This is a genomic window from Methylorubrum populi (assembly GCF_002355515.1).
GTDB lineage: Bacteria > Pseudomonadota > Alphaproteobacteria > Rhizobiales > Beijerinckiaceae > Methylobacterium > Methylobacterium populi_A.
Window position 1 is genome coordinate 857,501 of the sequence record NZ_AP014809.1, and the last position, 19,645, is coordinate 877,145.

Annotated in this window: 18 protein-coding genes (1 of these 18 only partly in view); 11 read left to right on the forward strand and 7 right to left on the reverse strand. The window is 72.4% G+C overall.

Annotated features, from left to right (window positions below):
- The 6 genes from MPPM_RS28480 to MPPM_RS03980 all read right to left on the reverse strand — a co-directional run.
- A protein-coding gene (locus MPPM_RS28480) for a hypothetical protein (RefSeq protein ID WP_173807871.1) crosses the window boundary here: on the reverse strand, nucleotides 1-476 show its 5' portion. The gene continues 397 nt to the left of window position 1, outside the view; only the first 476 of its 873 coding nucleotides appear in the window; the start codon lies at nucleotides 474-476; the stop codon falls past the left edge of the window.
- Between the two features lie 119 nt (nucleotides 477-595).
- Nucleotides 596-1,603 (reverse strand): SLAC1 anion channel family protein, encoded by a 1,008-nt coding sequence (locus tag MPPM_RS03960; protein WP_096483931.1) that lies wholly within the window; start codon nucleotides 1,601-1,603, stop codon nucleotides 596-598.
- Between the two features lie 30 nt (nucleotides 1,604-1,633).
- Nucleotides 1,634-3,886, reverse strand: coding sequence for a xanthine dehydrogenase family protein molybdopterin-binding subunit (locus MPPM_RS03965; protein ID WP_096483932.1), 2,253 nt, complete (start codon nucleotides 3,884-3,886; stop codon nucleotides 1,634-1,636).
- A gap of 10 nt (nucleotides 3,887-3,896) precedes the next feature.
- Nucleotides 3,897-4,343 carry a (2Fe-2S)-binding protein gene (locus tag MPPM_RS03970; protein WP_096483933.1) on the reverse strand — a complete coding sequence of 149 codons (447 nt, stop codon included), beginning with the start codon at nucleotides 4,341-4,343 and terminating at the stop codon, nucleotides 3,897-3,899.
- Nucleotides 4,344-4,518: 175 nt separating this feature from the next.
- Nucleotides 4,519-5,535: a zinc-binding alcohol dehydrogenase family protein gene (locus MPPM_RS03975; RefSeq protein WP_096483934.1), complete on the reverse strand. Its 1,017-nt coding sequence runs from the start codon at nucleotides 5,533-5,535 to the stop codon at nucleotides 4,519-4,521.
- Between the two features lie 30 nt (nucleotides 5,536-5,565).
- On the reverse strand, nucleotides 5,566-6,594 hold the full coding sequence (locus MPPM_RS03980; RefSeq protein ID WP_096483935.1) for a DMT family transporter: 1,029 nt from the start codon (nucleotides 6,592-6,594) through the stop codon (nucleotides 5,566-5,568).
- A 226-nt stretch (nucleotides 6,595-6,820) separates the two neighbouring features.
- On the opposite strand from MPPM_RS03980, the gene MPPM_RS03985 reads away from it, so the two are divergent.
- On the forward strand, nucleotides 6,821-7,699 hold the full coding sequence (locus tag MPPM_RS03985; protein WP_096483936.1) for a LysR substrate-binding domain-containing protein: 879 nt from the start codon (nucleotides 6,821-6,823) through the stop codon (nucleotides 7,697-7,699).
- A gap of 113 nt (nucleotides 7,700-7,812) precedes the next feature.
- Here MPPM_RS03985 and MPPM_RS03990 read toward each other — a convergent pair whose 3' ends face one another.
- Nucleotides 7,813-8,604 (reverse strand): SDR family NAD(P)-dependent oxidoreductase, encoded by a 792-nt coding sequence (locus MPPM_RS03990; RefSeq protein WP_096483937.1) that lies wholly within the window; start codon nucleotides 8,602-8,604, stop codon nucleotides 7,813-7,815.
- 133 nt (nucleotides 8,605-8,737) lie between these two features.
- Between MPPM_RS03990 and MPPM_RS03995 the strand changes: the two genes are divergently transcribed.
- From MPPM_RS03995 to MPPM_RS04040, 10 genes are all read left to right on the forward strand, one after another.
- Nucleotides 8,738-9,694 carry a GlxA family transcriptional regulator gene (locus MPPM_RS03995; protein ID WP_096483938.1) on the forward strand — a complete coding sequence of 319 codons (957 nt, stop codon included), beginning with the start codon at nucleotides 8,738-8,740 and terminating at the stop codon, nucleotides 9,692-9,694.
- A 110-nt stretch (nucleotides 9,695-9,804) separates the two neighbouring features.
- Nucleotides 9,805-10,065 (forward strand): hypothetical protein, encoded by a 261-nt coding sequence (locus tag MPPM_RS04000; protein WP_096483939.1) that lies wholly within the window; start codon nucleotides 9,805-9,807, stop codon nucleotides 10,063-10,065.
- Nucleotides 10,066-10,310: 245 nt separating this feature from the next.
- Nucleotides 10,311-12,401, forward strand: coding sequence for a caspase family protein (locus MPPM_RS04005; protein ID WP_096487709.1), 2,091 nt, complete (start codon nucleotides 10,311-10,313; stop codon nucleotides 12,399-12,401).
- Nucleotides 12,398-13,732 (forward strand): hypothetical protein, encoded by a 1,335-nt coding sequence (locus MPPM_RS04010; protein ID WP_096483940.1) that lies wholly within the window; start codon nucleotides 12,398-12,400, stop codon nucleotides 13,730-13,732. The genes MPPM_RS04005 and MPPM_RS04010 overlap by 4 nt, the downstream gene beginning before the upstream one ends.
- A gap of 46 nt (nucleotides 13,733-13,778) precedes the next feature.
- Nucleotides 13,779-14,072 (forward strand): hypothetical protein, encoded by a 294-nt coding sequence (locus MPPM_RS04015; RefSeq protein ID WP_096483941.1) that lies wholly within the window; start codon nucleotides 13,779-13,781, stop codon nucleotides 14,070-14,072.
- A gap of 4 nt (nucleotides 14,073-14,076) precedes the next feature.
- Entirely contained in the window at nucleotides 14,077-15,165 is a 1,089-nt protein-coding gene (locus tag MPPM_RS04020; protein WP_096483942.1) for a DMP19 family protein, read from the forward strand.
- 172 nt (nucleotides 15,166-15,337) lie between these two features.
- Nucleotides 15,338-16,729: a hypothetical protein gene (locus tag MPPM_RS04025; RefSeq protein WP_096483943.1), complete on the forward strand. Its 1,392-nt coding sequence runs from the start codon at nucleotides 15,338-15,340 to the stop codon at nucleotides 16,727-16,729.
- Nucleotides 16,726-17,229 (forward strand): hypothetical protein, encoded by a 504-nt coding sequence (locus tag MPPM_RS04030; RefSeq protein ID WP_096483944.1) that lies wholly within the window; start codon nucleotides 16,726-16,728, stop codon nucleotides 17,227-17,229. Before MPPM_RS04025 ends, MPPM_RS04030 begins: the two co-directional genes overlap by 4 nt.
- Nucleotides 17,230-17,278: 49 nt before the next feature.
- Nucleotides 17,279-18,493, forward strand: coding sequence for a hypothetical protein (locus tag MPPM_RS04035; RefSeq protein WP_096483945.1), 1,215 nt, complete (start codon nucleotides 17,279-17,281; stop codon nucleotides 18,491-18,493).
- 81 nt (nucleotides 18,494-18,574) lie between these two features.
- Complete coding sequence (locus MPPM_RS04040; RefSeq protein ID WP_096483946.1) at nucleotides 18,575-19,603, forward strand: trypsin-like serine peptidase; 1,029 nt, start codon at nucleotides 18,575-18,577, stop codon at nucleotides 19,601-19,603.
- The last annotated feature ends 42 nt before the right edge of the window (nucleotides 19,604-19,645 follow it).

A 19,645-nucleotide genomic window follows, 5' to 3' on the forward strand; every position in this document is an offset into this window, starting at 1 on the left:
GCGACGTAGCCGGTGACGAAGGCGTAGATCGCCTTGTGCAGGAGATCGACCCGCTGCTCGTCCCGCGGCCAAGTCCAGGGTGGCGCGCCGGCACCGGTGGCGTTTTCCAGCGCCTGATCGTTGAGCAGGCGAAGGTTCAGGAACAGGAACGAGGCGACCGAGCCGCGCATTCCACGCTCCGCCATCAGCATCCGGAGCGGCCCGAGGGCGATGCCCTGGCCCCAATGCATCGCCCAGTTCAAGCCAACCCGCTCGCGATCGGGCCGCGGCGGCAGGCCGAGGACGCGGCGCAGGGTGTGCGCGGGCACGAAGGAATTCGGGCGGCCGGTGAGGCTCTGCTCGACCTTCTCGGCGAGCGTCATCGCGGCGACGCCGGCGGCGCCCGCGACGAGCCCCCGGACGAGCGTCGTCCCGAAATCCGCTTGCGCGCGCGGCTGGTGCCGAGGCCGGGCGGTCCGAGTCCTGTCGCCGGTCATGAAGGTCCTCAAAGGTTCGCGGAAGCGAGGCGCGGCGCGCGTCTCTCCGGCAAACCCGAGGCCGGGCGGATTGTTCGCCGTTCGCCCGGGAGACCGCGGGTGCCCTCCCCGCTCCCCGGTCAGCCCGCGAGCCGGCGCAGCTCGCCCCGCGCGATGCCGAGGAGGGTCCGGAGGGCGAGGGCCGCGATCGTCGCCGTGGCGGCGGCGAGCAGGGCCAGGGCCAGGATATCAGCCGGAAGCGCGCCGACATGCTCGGCGTAGCGCAGGGATGACACCGCCATGGCGGCGAAGGGAAAGCTCACCGCCCACCACGAAACGCGGAACGGGCAGCAGCGCGGCAGGTCGCGCAGGCGACCGGCCAGCACCGCGAAGACGAACAGGCCGATCAGGAACAGCGCCTCGGCGAAGGCGTCAATCCGTCCGAAGGTCGCGCTGTAGCTGGAGAAGCCGACGGCGAAGGGCGCCACGAGGATCATCAGGGTCGGCCGCTGGGCGGCGGGCAGCGGCTCCTCGAAGACGAGGCGGGCGAAGACCAGGGTGAAGAGCGGGACGGCGAAGAACAGGCCGACGCTGAGCGCGAACATCATCAGCGTCTGGGTGTACGGCAGGCCGAGCAAGGGGCCGGCGAGCGGGATATCGAGCAGGCCGACCACCGGCACGATCCAGGCGGGCGTCGCGTGGGCGAGCTGCTGACGGCTTCCCATCCAGCGGCTGACAATGAGGAGAGCGAACAAAACCATGCCCGCCGCCCCGACGACCCAGGCCACCGCGGCGAGGGTCGGGCTCAGGCCGCCGAGCACGAAGGGCAGCAGCATCAGGCTGATCGGAACCGTGCCGAACAGGTTGCCGGCGATGGGATGGCGGAACTCCGCCAGCACCACCGGCCACGCCGTCACCGCCTTCGCGCCGTAGGCCAGCGCGAGGGCGAAAAAGGTGAGGAGCGCGCCCCAGCCGATCGCGTCGGCAATGAGGGCGGGCAGGCCGTAGCGCGCACTCGCGAGACGCCACGCGACGCCGAGGCCCGTCAGCCCCATCACGGAACCGAACAGGGCGACCGGCAGGTACTCGAAGCGCGGCGCGAGGCCCGCGCGAACCGGCGGCACCTCGTTCGCCGCGACCGTGGCCATGATCCCGTCTCCTCCCTCCGACACCGGCCGTCAGACGCCGGACAAGGGCGTCTTGGCGAGCGGCAGGCTGCGTACCCGCTGGCCCGTGAGGGCGGCGACGGCGTTGACCACCGCGGGCGGCACGCCGGGCAGGCCGGGTTCGCCGATGCCGCCCATCGGTGCCCCGCTCTCGACGATGGTGACGTGGACCCGCGGCATGCGCTCGCGATCGAGGATCGGGTAGGCGTCGTAGTTCTTCGCCTGCCGCTGCCCGTTCTCGTAGACCACCTGCTCCAGCAGCGTGGAGGAGAGGCCGAGCGCCGCCGCGCTCTCGACCTGACGCTTGACGATGGCCGGGTTGACCACGCTGCCCGGATCGATGGCGATCCAGAGATCGTGCACCCGTGCCTCGCCATCCTTCAGCGAGACCTCGGCGATGGTCGCGGTCTCGGAACCGAAGGGCGAGGCCATCGAGACGCCGCGGGCCCGGCGGGTGCCGTCCTCCGCCGCGAACGGGCCGCGCCGCCATCCGCCGGCGAGATCCGCGACGGCCTTGAGCAGCGTGCGGTGGCGCGGGCTGTCCCTCAGCAGCGCCATGCGCAGATCGAACGGATCCCTGCCGCCGGCCTCGGCGACCTCGTCGAGAAAGCTCTCGTAGAAGTAGTCGTTCATCGAGTGGCCGACCGAGCGCCAGAAGGCGATCGTGACGGGATGGGGCACCTTCACGAAGTCGAGGCGCCTGTTCGGGATCGCGTAGGGCTTCTTGTCGAGACCCTCGACCACCGAGGAATCGACCGGCGACTTGAACAGCGCTCCGAACCATCGGCCGATCGGGCCTTCGCCGACCGCCGTGGTCTGGAGCGCCACCGGCATTCCATCGGCCCCGAGGGCGGCCTTGAAGCGGGCGAAGCTCAAGGGACGCACCGCGTCCATGCCGAACTCTTCTTCGCGCGACCACAGCACCCGCACGGGCCGGCCGGTCGCCTTGGCGAGCAGGATCGCCTGCGGGAAGGGATTGGCCGGGCCGTAGGCGAAGTGGCGCCCGAAGAAGCCGCCGAGCATCGGCGAGTGGATGCGCACCTGCTCCGGATCGAGCCCCGCGGTCTTCGCGGCGATCTGCTGGAACAGCTCCGGCATCTGGTTCGGCAGCCAGAGATCGAGGCTGCCATCCGCCGTGAACCGGGCGACCGCCGAGGGCGGTTCGAGCTGGGCATGGGCGAGATAGGGCGCGTCGTATTCCGCCTCGATCACCTTGGCGGCGCCCGCGAAGGCGGCGGCCGGATCACCCTCCTGCTCGGCAGGGATGCCGGGCTCGGTCGAGCCCTTCAGTGCCGCGAGCATCGCCGCCGACGAGAAGCCCTGCGAGACCGTGGCGATCCCGTCCGGCGCGGCCTCCGTCCAGCTGACCTGCAGCGCCTCCGCGCCCTTGCGCGCCCGCCACCAGGAATCGGCCACCACCGCCACCGCGCCGGGCAGGCGGTGGACCGAGTGGACGCCCGGCATCGCCCGGACCGCCGCCTCGTTGGCGACCGCCTGCGGCTCGGTGCCGAGATGCGGCGCATGCGTGACCGCCGCGTGCAGCATGCCCTCCACGCGGATGTCGATGGCGTAGGTCGCCCGCCCGGTCGCCTTGTCGCGCAGGTCGAGCCGGGCCACCGGCTTGCCGATCCAGCGGAAGCTCTTCGCGTCCCTCAGCGGCACGTCGTCCCGCGGCTGGAGCGCGAGGGCGGCCTCCGCCAGTTCGCCGTAGCCGAGGGTGCGGCCGGTGGCGGCGTGGATCACGCGGCCGTCCTCGGTCGTCAGGCTGTCCTGGGCGACGGCGAGCCGGGCGGCGGCAGCGCGCAGCAGCATCTCCCGGGCGGTGGCGCCGAGACGACGCATCGCCTCGAAGCTCGACCGGGTCGAGAAGCTGCCGCCGGTCATGCGCAGGCCGTTGACGACGGCGTAATCGGGACCGGGTGGGGCGCATTCCACCGCGAAGCGGGCGGGGTCGAGATCGAGTTCCTCGCCGATGGTCTGGGCGAGCCCGGTATTGATGCCCTGACCGCCCTCCACGAACGGGCTGAGCAGGCGCACGGAGCTGTCGGGGCGGATTTCGAGGAAGGCGGCCACGCGGGTGCCGGGCTTGGGCGCCACCGCCGCCGGCCCTTCGGCGCGGGTCTGCGCGGCGGCCCCGCCGGGCAGGTCGATGCCGAGCAGCAGGGCGCCCGAGGCGATGCCGAGGAAGCCGCGGCGCGAGAGGTTCCGCACCGGCTCGCGGGCAGGCCGGGCGCCGAGGCGGTGGAGCGGCGTGAGATCGTTCATCGCCGCCTCCTCAGGCCGCGGCCTGCCGCACGGCAGCGGCGATGGCGTTGTAGGTGCCGCAGCGGCACAGATTGGTCATCGCCGCGGCGATGTCGTCCTCGGAGGGTTTGGGGGTTTCCTTGAGCAGCCCCGTCGCGGCCATGACCTGGCCCGACTGGCAGTAGCCGCATTGCGGCACCTCGATGCCGACCCAGGCCGCCACCACCTTGGCGCCGACCGGATCCGCCTCGATCGCCTCGATCGTGGTGACGCCTTGCGTGCCGACGCTCTCCAGCGGCACCTGACAGGAGCGGGTCGCCTGCCCGTCGAGGAGCACGGTGCAGGCACCGCACTGGCCGATGCCGCAACCGTATTTGGTGCCGGTCAGGCCGATCGTGTCCCGCAGGACGAAGAGAAGCGGCGTATCCGGATCGGCCTCGACCGCATGTTGCCGACCATTGACCGTGAGATTGATCATCGCACGACTCCCCTGAGCCTTCACCCCGCAACGGTCATGCTGTTCGATGGCTTCGACGACCGCAACGCCATAAAGGCGGCGATTTCGGACATCCGCCGAATTGGGTGTTCGACGTGACGGCCCGTAAGGCAATGCCGCGCGGCCCCAGCGGACGTCAGCCGGAGCCGCGCCGCGGTCAGGCCCAGCCTTCCAGCACGATCTTGCCCTTGGCGCGCCCGCTCTCGAGCAGCGCGTGGGCGCGGCGCAGGTTGGCCGCCGAGATCGCCCCGAAATGCTCGGCCACCGTCGTCTTCACGGTGCCGGCCTCGACGAGGCGCGACACCGCGTCGAGCAGGCGGCCCTGCTCGTCCATGTCGGCGGTGGCGAACATCGAGCGGGTGAACATGAACTCCCAATGCGTCGAGACGCTCTTCTGCTTGAACGCCAGCACGTCGAGGGATTCCGGATCGTCGATCAGCGCGAACCGGCCCTGCGGCGCGATCAGCTTGCCGATCTCCGGGAGATGCCGGTCGGTGTGGGTGGTCGAGAACACGAAGCCCGGCGCGCCGAGGCCGAGGGCCGCGACCTCCGCCGCGAGCGGCTTGGTGTGGTCGACGACATGGTGCGCACCGAGCGTCCGGCTCCATTCCGCGGTCTCGGGTCGCGAGGCCGTGGTGATCACCGTCAGGTCGGTCAGCTGCCGGGTGAGCTGCGTGGCCATGGAGCCGACGCCGCCGGCCCCGCCGACGATCAGCACAGCGGGCGCCGCCCCCGGCACGGGCTTGCGCAGGTCGAGCCGGTCGAACAACGCTTCCCAGGCGGTGATCGTGGTGAGCGGCATCGCCGCCGCCTCCGCGAAGGACAGGGTCGCGGGTTTCGCGCCGACGATCCGCTCATCGACGAGGTGAAGCTCCGCATTGGTTCCGGGCCGGCCGAGCGCGCCGGCGTAGAACACCGCGTCCCCCGCCTTGAACCGCGTCACCTCCGGGCCGACCGCCTTGACGACCCCGGCAGCGTCGTAGCCGAGAACCTGCGGCTGTCCCTCCTGGGGACTGGCCCGCATGCGGACCTTGGTATCGACTGGGTTGACCGAGATCGCCCGCACCCGGACGAGCAGGTCGCGCGGACCCGGCACCGGATCGGGCAGCGTCAGGTCGAGGAGGGACCGATCGTCCTCGATCGGCAGGGGCTCGTGAAATCCGACGGCACGCATGGGATCGCTCCTTGTCAGTCGAAGACCGCGTCAGTCGCGGCGTGTACCAAGTCTTGTTTCCGCAACATCTTTTTCCGAGAGTCGGCGACCGCCTTTCGAGGCGATGCGCGCGGGCACCGCGCTCGCGGCGATGCCGAGGATGATCGCCAGGGCGCCGAGGATCAGGTCGGGTCCGGGCGTCTCGTGCAGGGTCGCCGTCGCGATCGCGAGGCCGGTGACCGGCACCGCGAGCATCAGCGTTGACATCAGGCTCGCCGGCACGAGCCGGCTCGCCGCGTTGACGGCGCAGAAGCCGAAGGCGGTGGCGATGGGCCCGACGAAGATCAGGCAGGCCCAGAACGTCGTCGTTCCGTCGCCGGTAAATGGCCCCTCAAGCGCGAGGGCGAGCGGCAGCAGCACGGCGGCGGCCAGCAGCATCTGCCAGGGCGCGAGCTGCGCCGCGGACGCCTCGGAGCCTCCGTAGCGCAGGTGCAGGATGCAGGCGGCCCAGGCGGCCGACGCCGCCAGCAGCATCGCGTGGGCGCCGAGCACGGTCCCGTCGCGCCAATCGATGGCGTGCGGGTTGAACAGGATCGCGACGCCGAGAGCCGCCAGCCCGATCCCGGCCCATTGCCGGGACGCGATCCGCTCGCCGAAGACCAAGACCGCCACGGGCACGACCCAGATCGGCGTGGTGTAGCTCAGGATCGCCGAGCGCCCGGCCGGCAGATGCGTCATCGCCAGCGCGCCGAGCGCGGTGAACAGCATCATCTGCAGCAGGCCGATGGAGGCGATGACGGGCAGGTCCGCGGCCCGCGGCCGCCACACCGTGCCGCGGGCGGCCTGCCACGCGAACAGGCAGGCGGCGCCGGTGGCGAAGCGGAGCGCCGAGAACCAGAGCGGCGAGACATGGCCGAGCCCGAGCTTCATCACCGGCCAGTTCGCGCCCCAGAGCAGGATCGCACCGCCGAGCAGAAGAGCCGGGGCCGTGCCTACAGCGGCACCGCCGCGCCGGAGCGCGGTCGCGGCCGGCAGAGCACGGCAGGCGGAAGGCGTCGGGACGGCGGCCGAGGCGGACATGACGGGCCTCTTCGGTGCGGAGCGGAAGCGGGCTCGAAGGCCCGTCCGGCCGGTCGTCGTGACCGGCGAGAGGCAGGATGCGCCGCACTGGTGAAGTTGGGAAACGCATAGTTCTGATCGATGCGATCAGATTTTCTACTTGATGGTCAGCGTCCGGGTCGCGAAGATGCGGGGCAGGCGGCGGGCGCGGAGCGTCCGCCGCCCTCATCGACGAAGCGAACGGGCCATGCGCCATCCCGACCTCGAACTCGATCTGCTTCGCGCCTTCGTGGCGGTGGCCGAGACCGGCAGCTTCACGGCGGCCGCGGATGTCGTGCACCGCTCGCAATCGGCGGTGAGCCAGAAGGTGCTGCGGCTGGAGGAGATCCTGGGGCGGCGCGTCTTCGACCGCACCAGCCGCACCCTCAGCCTGACCCCGGACGGCGAGCGGCTGCTCGTCGCCGCCCGCCAGATGCTCGAATTCAACGACAAGCTGATGCGGGAATGGCGCGAGCCGCCGGCCAGCGGCACCCTGCGGCTCGGCGTGTCGGAGGACTTCATCCCCGGCCAGTTGCCGAAGCTGCTCGCGCGATTCAGCCGGCTCTATTCGGGGGTGCATATCGACCTGATGACCGGGCTGAGCTGCACCCTGCTCGAAGCCTACGACGCCGACCGCCTCGACGCGGTGATCGCCAAGCGCAGCGGCAGCCATCCCCGCGGCCGGGTGATCTGGCGCGAGCCGCTGGTGTGGCTCGCCTCCGCCGATTACGAGCTCGATTTCACCAAGCCCGCCCGGCTGGTGATGCTCGCCCCGCCCTGCAGCTACCGCGAGATGATGATCGCGGCGCTCGACTCGGTGCGCCGGGAATGGAACGCGGCATGCACCGCCAGCAGCCTCTCCGGCGTGCAGGCGGCGGTGGCCGGCGGCCTCGGCGTGACGCTGCTCGGCCGCTCCTTCCTGCAGGAGGGCATGCAGATTCTGCGCGCCCCCGAAATCTGGCCGGCCCTGCCGATGACCGAAGTCATGGTGCTCGGCGAGGAGCGCGCCGCCGACCTCGTCCAGCCGCTCATCACCTTCCTGAGCGAGAGCCTCGCCGGCCGCGACGGATTGAACCTCGCAGCGTGATGTCCGGGGTTCCCAAAGGGATCATCCCTTTGGCGGGGCACCGGGGCAGCACCCCGGCCCTCTTCCAGGGCTCCGCCCTGGACCCGCGAAAGGACCTGTCCTTTCGAAACCTGTTACCGCACCGTGCGGTAGCGCGCGGCGGGGACGGCGCTCGACAGGTGAGGCAGCATGGTCTGGCGCGCCGCCTCCCAGGCCTCCCACTCGGCGGCGTCCTGAAGTGAGGGAATGGTGGCGAACTCGCCCCGGTCGAGGCCGGCCAGAGCCGAATCGACCAGATCCTCGGCCGACATCACCCAGTCCTTGGGCAGGTTGCTGGCGGGGAGCCCCGCCACGTCCCAGAACTCGGTTCCGGTCGCGCCCGGCAGCACCACCTGCACCGTCACGCCGGTGCCGGCGAGTTCCTTGCGCAGGCTGTGGCTGAAGCCGAGAACGAACGACTTCGAGCCGCCATAGACCCCGTTCAGCACCTCCGGCCCGATGGCGACGATCGAGGCGATGTTGATGATCGTGCCCCGGCCCCGCGCGGTGAAGGCCGGTACCGCCGCGTAGGTCAGGCGCATCGGCGCGGTGACGTTGATGGCGATCATCCGCTCCATCTCGTCGACGGACGCCGCGGCGAGCGGCGCGGCGCTGCCGAAGCCGGCATTGTTGACGAGATGCGTGACGCTCTCATCGCTCTTCAGGATCTCTTCGACCGCGGCGAGGCCCGCGCGGTCCGTCAGGTCCGCCTCGACGGCGCGCACCGCGACGCCGTGGCGGCGGGTCAGCGCCTCGGCCACGGCATCGAGCCGCGCCCGGTTGCGGGCGACGAGGATCAGGTCGTGACCGCGCGCGGCGAAGCGGTCGGCGTAGACGGCGCCGATGCCGGAGGAGGCGCCGGTGATGAGGACGGTTCCTTGGGTCATGATCGATGGTCCTTCCGAGGTCCGACCGGCGGGCGGCTTGCCCGTCGGCGGCGATGTCAGGACCCTAGCCCTGGACCGCGATGTCCGGAATGACGTATAACCGTCAAATCAGGACATGAGTGAGGCGTGACCGATGCGACAGGTCGGGTTCATTCTCGAGGACGGCTTCCAAGTCATGGGGCTTGCCGCCCTGTCGGCCTTCGAATTCGCCAACGTGCATCTCGAACGCGAGGCCTACCGGCTGACGGTGATGTCGGAGCGGGGCGGCACCGTCCGCTCCTCCCTCGGCATCGGCATCGAGACCGTGCCGCTGGCGGAGGCCCCCGACACGCTGATGGTGGTCGGCGAGTTGCTGCCGCGCCCGCTCACGCCGCGGCTGCGCGACTACATCGCAGGAGCGGGCCGGGCCTCGCGGCGCGTGGCCGGCCTCTGCACCGGCGCCTTCGCCCTGGCGGAGGCCGGCCTGCTCGACGGGCGGGTGGCGACGACGCACTGGGCCCATGCCCGCGACCTGCAGGAGCGCTTCCCCCTGATCCGCGTCGACGACGACCGCATCTACGTCTCCGACGGCCCGATCTGGACCTCGGCCGGGATGAGCGCGGCGATCGACCTGACCCTGGCGCTGATCGAGGACGACCACGGGGCCGAGCTGTCGCGCGCCATCGCCCGCAAGCTCGTGGTCTATCACCGCCGCCCCGGCGGCCAGTCGCAGTTCTCGGCCCTGCTCGAACTGGAGCCGCGCTCGGACCGGGTTCGCCGCGCCCTCGTCTACGCCAAGGAGCACCTGCGCAACCCGCTGACCGTGGAGGAGCTGGCGGAGGCCGCGCGCGTCAGCCCGCGCCAGTTCAGCCGCCTGTTCCGCGAGGAGACCGGGCAATCCCCGGCCAAGGCGGTCGAGCGGCTGCGCCTGGAGGCGGCCAAAGCCATGCTCGAAGAGGGGCGCCACTCCCTGGACGTGGTCGCCCGCGACGCGGGCTTCGCCGACCGCGACCGGATGCGCCGCGCCTTCCTGCGCGCCTTCGGCCACCCGCCGCAGAGCCTGCGCCGCAGCCTGCGCCTGATCGAGGGGCCCGAATCCTCCGTGGCATGAGCCGATCCGTCGGCCCCACTTATTTTCGGGCCGTCCGCGCGAAAACCGGTCTGTCGCTCCCATGCCCCTGGCGAAGGCGGATGCACACCGCCCCATCAGGGAGATGCGACATGAACAAGATGATGATCCTGGCCCTCGTCGGCGCCGGCCTTCTCGGCGCCGCTCCCTCCGCCCTCGCCCAGGAAGACGCGCCGCGGACGGGCAACCAGGAATTCCTCGGCGTCGATCTCGACAATGGCGGCGTCTATTACAACGGGCGCAATTCCGGCCGGTACTGCCTCTACCGCACTGTCGAGGTGTTCAACCGCTACACCGGCTACGTCGAAGCCCGCCGGGTGCGCCGCTGCGGCCGCGGCCTCTACCTGCCGTAAGGGGGCGACGCGATGCTGACCGCCCTGTGCCCGCTCCACCTTGCCGCCTTCGGCCTCATCCTCGTGCTGTTCACCGGAGGCTGAGGGCCGATGTCCGAACCCGCCTCCTCGCCCGTACGGCGCTCCCCCGACGCGACATTGTTTCCCAGCCATCGAGCGGCTAACCCTGGGTGGCGCCCGAGGCGGGCGCCCCGCTTCCCAAGGAATTCAGACTCGGCCCGCGAGCCGAGAAGAGGACGATCCGCATGCCGAGACAGGGCCTGGTTTCCGCCGCGCGCCGCGCTTTTCACGAGGCCGCGTTCCTCCTGGCAGCCTGCCTCGTCCTCGCCGCACCGGCCCGCGCCGCGCCGGAGGCGGCGCCGTTCGCCGACAACGCCGACTCGGTCGCGGTGGTGATCGGCAACCGCAGCTACAAGCAGACGGTGCCGGTCGATTTCGCCCATAACGACGCCGAGGCGATCCGCGCCTACCTGATCGAGCGCCTGGGCTACCGCGAGAGCAACGTCTTCCTCCTGAAGGACGCGACCCTCAACGAGTTCAACCAAGTCTTCGGCACCGAGCGCAATCCGCAATCGGGCCGGCTCTGGCGCAGCGTGCGCGAGGGCCGCTCCAACGTCTTCGTCTACTATTCCGGCCACGGCGTGCCGGATCTGGCGAGCAAGCAGCCCTTCCTGCTGCCGGAGGACGGCAACCCGAACCAGGGCGAGAGCGGCTATGCCCTGGAGACCCTCTACCGCAACCTCGACCTCGTGAAGCGCAAGATCGGGCCGGAACGCCAGCTCGTGGTGATGGTCGATGCCTGCTTCACCGGCGAGACCGGCCGCAAGGGCGAGAGCCTGCTCGCGGTCTCCGCCCCCGGCTTCGCCCCGGCCCGGCCGAAGGCGGAGAGCGGGATCGTGCGCCTCGTCGCCACCTCCGGCGCGACGCCGGCGAACTGGGACGAGCCGAACCGGCTCGGCCTTCTCACCAGCCGCTTCCTGATGGGCGTCTCGGGGCTCGCCGATGCCGAGGGCGCGGAGGGGACAAGCGACGGGCTGATCCGCTGGCCGGAGCTGAAGAGCTACCTGCGCCGCGAGGTCGAGGAGGCGGCGCGCCGCGCCTCGGGCCGCGAACAGGTGCCGGAGATCGACGACGCGCCGATCGTGCTGAAGGCTTCGCTCCCCGTCGCGGCGGTGGCCGGCGGCGTCGCCGCGATCCGCGACGAGGCGGCGTGGCGCCGCGCCGAGACGCTCGGCACCCGCGAGGCGTTCGAGGCTTATGTCGGCACCTGCGGCGAGGCTTGCGCCTACCGCTCCCAGGCGATGGACCGCCTGCTCGCCGGCCGCAAGCGCGATGCGGCGGCGATCGACCAGGAGAATTGGGCAAAGTTCGGCGCGGCGCGGCAGTATCAGGCCTATCTCGATTCCTGCGGTGAGGTCTGCGCCTATCGCAGCCTCGCGGAGGGCTATCTCGGCGGCACGAACCCCAGCACCGATCCGCGGGTGAAGCGCTGCGACGAGCTCGCCGCCGGCACCGACGATCCCGACCGGCCGAAGGGCGTGCCGGGGGTGAAGCTCGGACGGATCGAGGCGTCCGCGGCCATCGAGGCCTGCCGCGGGGCGTCGGCGGCCTACCCGCAGCTGCGCCGCCTCGCCTACCAGCTCGGCCGCGCCTACGACCGGGCCGACCGCTCCAAGGAGGCCTTCTCCGCCTACGATCGGGCGGCCAAAGCCGGCAGCATCGCGGCGATGAACAACCTCGCCACGCTCTACGAGAACGGCCAGGGGGTGAAGCGCGGGCAAGCTGAGGCCTACCGGCTCTATCGGCAGGCGGGCGAGGCCGGCAACGTGGTGGCGCTCGCCAACGCCGCCCGGATGCTCGAATACGGCAACGGCATCCCCAAGGACGAGGCCGGCGCGGTGGCGCTCTACAAGCGCGCGGTGGAGGGCGGCGACGTGCCCTCGATCTCGAAGCTGGTGCCGCACTACGCCACCGGCGCCCACGGCTTCCCGAAGGACCTGCGCCAGGGCTTCGACCTGTTCCGCCGGGCGGCGGACAAGGGCGATCCGGTCGCGATGGCGACGATGGCGACGCTGATCGACAACGGCTTCGGCCGCTACTTCCCCGGAATGCGCTCCGCCGACATGGTGCTGCGGGCGCTCAAGCGGGGCGAACTCGGCGCGGCGTCCGTCTCGGCCACCGACACGGCGGCGCAGAAGCTGAAGCCCGAGACGATCCGCACCGTCCAGCGCGCGGTCAAGGAGGCGGATTACTATTCCGGCGCCCTCGACGGCCGCTTCAACCCGGTCTTCGTCCGCGCCCTCGACCAGTACGCCCGGGCCAACGAGGCGGAATGAGATCGCTCCTCCTCGCGGCTCTCCTCGTTCTTCCCACGGCCGCCCGCGCCGATCCGACCACCGCCACCCTCGCCCCGTTCCTCGACGCGGTGGCGGCCTGCACCGGACGGCCCGACCTGACGCTCGCCGTGGTCGGCGTCGAGCCGGGCCAGACGGCGCTCTCGCGCGAGCAGGCGGAGGAGGTGCGCCTCGCCGTCGAGAGCCGGCTCCAGGCGACCGGCCGCGTGCGGCTCGCCGCCGCCGCCGACGTGGTGCGGATCAAGGCGCTGCGCGAGGGCACGTCCGGCCTGTCTGGGGTGGAGGCCGAGGCGCAGATCCGCGCCGCCTTCGCGGGCGATGCCAGCGTCTTCCTGGTCGAGGCGCGCCGGGCCGGCGAGACTGCGGCCCTGCGGCTCCAGGCCATCACCCGTACCGCTGCCTGCAAGGCGACGAGCGAGCCCCTGATCGTGCCGATCCGCGTCGGGGCGGCCGTCGCCGATATCGACGCGGTGATGGAGGGCGCCGTGAAGGCCTTCGCCGCGGCGGCACCGAACGTGCAGGCCATCGAGGTCTGCCCCTTCGTGGCCGAGGGCGGGCACTCGACCTGCGCCGGCGCGCTCACCGACCGCCTCCTCATCGCCCTCGATGCCGAGGCGCGCTCGGCCAACCGCATCCTCAAGGGCGCGCGCCTCGACGTGCGCCGCAGCCCGCCCGGCACCGCCTGCGCCGGGCCGGTCACCGCGCACGGCCGCTTCCTCACCGATCAGAGCCGGCAATCCTGGATGGAGCTGGAATTCCAGCGCGACGGCGCGGTGCTCGCCCCGACGGGGCGCCGCCGCATCGGCGTCGAGGGCCTTGGCTGCGATCCGACCCCGCGGCCCTTCCTCGACCATCTCGCGGCCACCGCCCGCACCGATGCGGGGCGGCTCACGGTCGCCGCCACCGCCACGCCGTTCTCCGCCGGGCAACGGCTGGAGATGCGCATCGAGTCGCGGGCTCGGCAGAATCTCTATTGCTGGGTGGTCGCCCCCGACGAGACGGCCTTCGTCGCCCTCCCCGTTCGCGGGAACGCCGCCTCGCTCGAAGCCCTCAAAGCCGGCGAGGCGCGGCGCTACCCGCGCGGCTACGGCCTCGACGAGATCGTCGCGGGCGAACCCTTCGAGAACCTGTTCGCCTGTTTCGGCGTCGAGGGCGGCCTGCCGCCGGATCTCGCCGGGCGCTGGCTCGCGGCGGCACCGGGCAAGGATGGAGAGGCGCGGCTGCTGCAGCCCTCCGACATGCTCGATCTTCTGGAAAAGATCCGGGCGACGCCCGGCGTGACCGAGGCGACGGCGCGGATTGTGGTGCGCTGACGCTCCGCCCGACGGCCGGGGGCAGCGCGAGAAGAGAGGGGTCGACATGGCGGTTCTGGCGGGAAGCTTTTTGGGCCTTGTCCTCGGCTCCGCGCTGCTCGGGGCGCTGTTCGCCTGGATCCTGCGACGCGCTCTGCCGATTCCCCTGGTCGCCTCCTACGCGGTCGGCACGGCGGCGATGACAGGGGTCTACGCATTCGCCGGTGCGGTCCCGCCCGCTCCGTTCGACCGGGGCGCTGCCTTCCTGGCCTTTAACCTCGCCGGAGGCGCTCTCGCCTTCGCGCTGCTCTGGCTGACCGCCGGGCGGCGCAAGGGAGCGGCCGGCAAGGCGGGCGCGTGAGGCGATGATGTCCTGGCGCCACGCCCTCGCGGCGGCCTGCCTCGTTGTCCTCGGCGCCTGCACGCAGAGCCGGGGCTGCGACCTCGACGCGCTTCGGCACTATCCGATGGCACAGGCCGTCGAGAGCCGGGCCGTGCCGCTGCGCATGCCCGACCTCTTCTTCCCCGGGCCGAACAAGCGGAATTTCGACCGCTTCTCCCTCGACGCAGCCGGCGCCGCGACGATGCGCTCCGCCCTCGCCCGGGGACTCAGGACCTTCGGCGAGGCCGAGCGTCCGGTCCTGCTTCTGGCCGCGCTCGATCACTGGACCAGTGGCGCAACCGGGCTGAAGGGCTTCTTCGTTCTCACCGACAGCGTCTTCCTCGACGAAGTCCTGAACGTTCTCGATGCCGAGGGGCTGCCCGCCCATGCCGCGCTGCTGCGCGAGGGAACGGCCCTGTTCGGCCCGGATTTCGGCGGCACGCAGGCCCAGCGCTACGCCCGCTGGAGCGACGGGCATGGCGAGATCCGCGACGAGAGGCTCGATGCCGCCCTGGACCGCCTGTCCGAGCGCTTCCGGACCCTTCCGCGGCCCCTGGATGAGGCGGTCGCGCGCATCGCCCGCTCGCCGGAACTGACCGCGATCTACGAGCCCCTGCGAGCCGGGGCGGACGAAGACGACCGGCTCAGCTTCCTCACCGGCGGGCTCTGGCAGTGCCTGAACCACTACGACGCGCCCGCCGCGGTGGCCGCCCGTCTCGCCGCCCTGCCCGCGCCCCACGCCCGGATCATCGCCGTCCGGATCTTCGAGGCGGAGATGCTGAACGGCTCGGTGCACCAAGCCTTCTTCAACTCGTCCGGCGTGCTCGCCCCCGACGTGGCCGAGGCGCTGAAGGCGATGGGACTGCCCGGCCACGCCGCGGCGGTGGAGCGCGGCATCGCCCTGTTTCCCAAGCCCTATCCCCGGGACACGCAGGAGCGGCGCGCCTTCATGGGGCGGCAGAACGAGGCGTTCGACACGGCCCTCGGCAACCTGACCGGCGACGTGGACGACGGGGCGATGCACGCGGCGATGATCGCCACGGCCCGCGCCGCCGACATCCTGCCGAAATGACGATCGCGCTTTCGTACGCGCCCGATCCCGATCGGGCTCTGCCCGGCCCATGGGGGAGCTGCGTCGCGCCTCGCGCGGGGCGGGAGGGTGACGGATGGCCGGGCTCGGGATAACCATACGGCGAATCGAGGAATCGCAAGGGGTTGCACGGCGCCCCGGTATCGGGAGGCGCATGACCGGCGGGTACGACGAGCGTTGCGCGGCCGATCTGGCCGCAGTCTGCGACGGCCGCGACCTCCCGCGCGAGGATCGCGTCTGGCTCGCCCGGGTCGTCACCGGCGCCGTGCGCCCGAACCGCGACAAGCCGCTCTGGGACCTCGCCCACGCCCTCGCCGCCCTGGCCCGCGCGACGGAGGCCGGGAGCGGGCGCGACCTCGTCACCCTGGCGCTCGACCCCGGCCTCGCGACCGGCCGAGCCGCGGAGGCGCGCTTTTCCGGCACGGTCGCCGCCGACAGCCGCGGCCCGGTCCTCGGCGAGGCGTGGCGCACGAGCTGGGCCGGCCTCGCGCGGCTGCTCGCCCTGGCCGAGTTCGTGCTGACGGCGGAGGATCTGGCGCAGTTCGCCACCGTGACGGGCTGGCTCGACGACCTGGCCGCCGCGCCCGATGCCGAGGGGGCCGCCTTCCTGGCCAAGCGCCTCGCCCGCCACCTCTCCGCCTACCGCAACGCCCACCTGCCGCTGGCACCGCTGGAGCGCCGCTTCCGCGCGATCCTCGGCTTCCTGGCCGGGCGCAAAGCCTTCACCGACGACGACATCCTTTCTTTCTGGCGCGGCGAGATGGAGGCGGGCGAACGGCCGGGCTTCCGCACCGTCGCCGAGCACTTCGTGACCTTCGAGGCGGGTGCGCATCTCGTCGGCGGCCTGGAGGGGCTGTCCGCCCCCGTCTCCCTCGACGCCCATGCGGGCTGGGAGGAACGGCTCGACGCCGCCCTCGGCGATCTCGCCGCCTCCGAGCCGGCCGAGACCCTTGTGACCCTTCTCGCCGACTGGCCGGAGGGTCCGAAGATCCTCACCGGCGCCGAGCGCGAGGAGCTGACCGATTTCCTGCGCCTGGAACCCTTCCACCGCACCCGCCCGCTGACGACGCTGCGGGCCGCGAGCTTCGGGCAGGTTCAATCGGGCATCGCCAACCGCCTGCGCCGGGGCGGGGGCGGCGGCGAAGTCGCCGAGCGGGCGACCTGCGCCGAAGCCCGGAGCTACGCGGAACTGCAGGAGCGGGCCGGGACGCTGGCGGCCCACCTCGCCCGGATGCTGCGCATCGCGGCGGCCCTGCGGATCGGCGAGCGCGATGGTCTCGATCCCGCGACGCGCGACGCGCTGGAAGCCGCGGAGGCAGATCTGCGCCGGGTGCGCCGGGCCGGCTTCGAGGAACGTACCGCCCTGGCCGCGGGCTTCGCCTCCGCCGAGACGGCGCTCCTGCGCCTGGCGGAGGAGGCCGGCCGGCTGGAACGGGCGCTCGCGGCGCTCGCCCGCCAGCGCCCCCTCGACGCGGCCTTCGCGGCGGACCGGTCCGTCTTCGCGGCAGCCTTCGCTGCGGCTTATGCCGGGGAGGCCGCCGCGTGAGTGAAGACGCTCGATTGCTCGCCGAGATTCACGCTGCCCGTGCCCTGATGCGGGCGCCGCCTTCCGCGGCTCGACCGAGCCACGCCGCCCTCTGGGAGCATGTCAACCGGGATCCGGGAAGCCCCGTCGATCTCGCGGTGGTCCGGGCGATCCGCTCCGACCCGGAGACCGCCCGGCGCTACCGCACGCTGCTCGGCGCGCAGGCCGTTGCCCATGCTCCCCTCGCCGCGGCGGCCTCGGACGGCTCGCTGACCCGGCGTCGGGTCGGCCCGTTCGAGCTGGAGATCCTCGACGGCACGCCCCCGCTCCTGATCCTGCGCGGGCCGGACGAGCGGATGCCGCGGCGGATCGAGACCTGGCTCGGCGACGAGGCGGTGCGGCTCGATCTCGGCGCGCCGTTCGACGGCGCGATCCTGCTCGCCCTCGATCCGGCCGTGGCCGAGGCCGACCGGCTCGGGCAGATGCTGCGCGACCCCGCCTGCGCGGTGTTTCTGTTGTGAGCGGACAGGTTGTGCGAAGACGGGCCGCGCCCCGGCGGACGACCCGCGCATGAGCGGGACTGCGATCCTCGTCGTGATCCCGACCACGCGGGGGCCGCTCTGCCTGCGCGGGTTGAGCCCGCGCCCCGGCCTCCCGGCGCCGGCCGCCTTCGCCGACGGCGACTACCGCCCGCTGCCCTGGTCGGCCGACTACGCCCGGCTCTGTGCGCCGGGCGGGCCCGTCGCCCGGCTCGGCGCGGAGGCGGGAGCGCCGCACGAACTGCGCCTGTCCGGCTCGTTCGACGCCGGCCGCTCGTGGGAGGTTCCGGTCTGCCTCGCCCACGGCCTCGCGGCGCGCGGCCATCGCTTCGTCGCGGAGCCGGTGCAGGCCGACCTGATCCTCTGGGCGACGGGCGCGGTCGATCGCGATCTCGCGGTGCTGCCCGGCGACTACGCGCTCCTCGACAAGATCGAACGCTCCCGCACCCTGCTCGCCGAGGTACCGGAGGTACCACTCGCGGTTCTGCTGCCGGAGGGGCCGGAGCGGGCGCCGGCCGAGGCGGCCTTCCTCTCCCTCGCACGGGCCGAGACGCCGCAGATCCTGCCCGCCGGACATGTGCCGGCCGCCGTGGAGGCGCTGACCGGGCCGAAAGGCGCGGACCGGCCGGACCCGCGCCGGCACTGGCGGCGCGTCGCCCTGCCGGCGGGCGCCGCCGCGGCGGCCGGCCTCGTCGGACTGGCCGGGTTCATGGCTCTTGCGGGGCGGCAGGCTCCCGTCATCAAGTCGGCGAGCGATCCGGCGGCCGTCGCCGTGTCGGCCGAACCCGTGCGGACGGCGGAGACCGACCCGCCCTCCCCGTCCGCGTCGGAGAAGCCGATCGCGGAGAAGACGGCGGCCGAGAAGCCGGCCGCGATCCGCGTCGAGGAATTGCGGGCCCCGCCCGGTTCGTCCTGCCGCCGCGTGGCCTTCGGCGCCGACCCGCCCGAGCGCCGCGCCGTGGCACCGGAGGGCGCAGAGCGCCTCGCTCCGACCCGGCTCGTGCCCGAATTGTGCGGGCTGGCCATCGCGGCGGCGCCCGGCCTGCGCCTCGAAATCGGGCCGGAGCTGCGCGCCGCCGCCCTGCCTCCGGTCCGGCTCGCGGACGGGGCGCAGGGCTTCTACCTCCGCGAGGGCGGCCGGCATAACCTCGTCTACGCGGTCCATGCCCTGCCGGAGGCCAAGGCGCGGCCGGAGGCAGGCGCCGCGCCGCCGGGCGAGCGGCTCGTCCATGCCCTGACACGCTGATGGGTGTGCAGTCCGCACCCTGAGACTTTTGACCCAGCCGTACCGGCCGGGCATACAACCCTGACGGAGAGGAGGGAGACGATGACCCCGATTCGCCGGAGACGCCGGCCCGCCCGATCGGCCTCGAGCGCCGCCGCCCTGCTGCTCGCGCTGGGCCCGGCCGTCATCGGCGCGGCCGATTCCGCGCTCGCACAGAGCCTCGGCTTCGACCCCGCCGATTACGGCCGGGCCCAGCTTCCCTTGCGCCAAACCACCGGCGACGCGGCGGCCTATGTCGACCAGAACAAGGGCGCGTTCGAGCCGATCAGCGAGCTCGACCCGAAGGACGGGCTCGCCGCGCTGGCCCGCCCGATCGGACGCGTCGATATCGTCCTGCGGAACGCCCGCACCGGGCAGCAGGTCGGCGCCTCCTGCACCGGCGCGTTGCTGCCCGGCGACTACGTGCTGACCAACCATCACTGCCTGCCGCAATCGGGCGACCTCGCTCCGGTCAAGGCGTCGATCCTGATGGATTACCTGACGCTCGACGGCAAAGGCGCGCGCCGCTTCGAAATCGACCCGAAGCCGGTCGAGTACGACGCCCGCCTCGACTACGCGCTCGCTCGCGTCGCCGGGAACCCGAGCGCCGCCTACGGCACCGTCCGCCTCTCGGGCGAGGCCGTGCCGGGCAACCGCTCGATGCTGGTGATCCACCACCCCCTCGGGCGGCCGAAGGTGATGAGCCGCTTCCGCTGCTTCGCGATGAAGGATCAGGCCGAGGGGCCGGACCTGCGCCACCGCTGCGACACGCTGGGCGGTTCCTCCGGCTCGCTGATGTTCGATGCCTCCGTCGCCGGCATCGCCCTGCACAAGGAGGGCGGCCTCGACCCGAAGGACCCGTCGAGCTTCAACAAGGCCACGCGGCTCTCGGCCATCCTCGAACGCAGCCGCATCCTGTCCGGGATCGCCGCCGCCCAGGGCCGCCCGGTCGCCGCTGCGGCGGACACGCCGCCTCCGGCGGGCGCGGGGCCGAAGACCGGCGCGACCCCCGCCGCGAAACCCTCCGCCGGACCGCCCGCGGATGGGCCCCTCGATCCCGCAAGCATGAACGCGATCCTGCGCGGGCGCTGAGCAAAGTTCTTTCGTGAGCAGACGGCGAAAACCGCTCTGCGG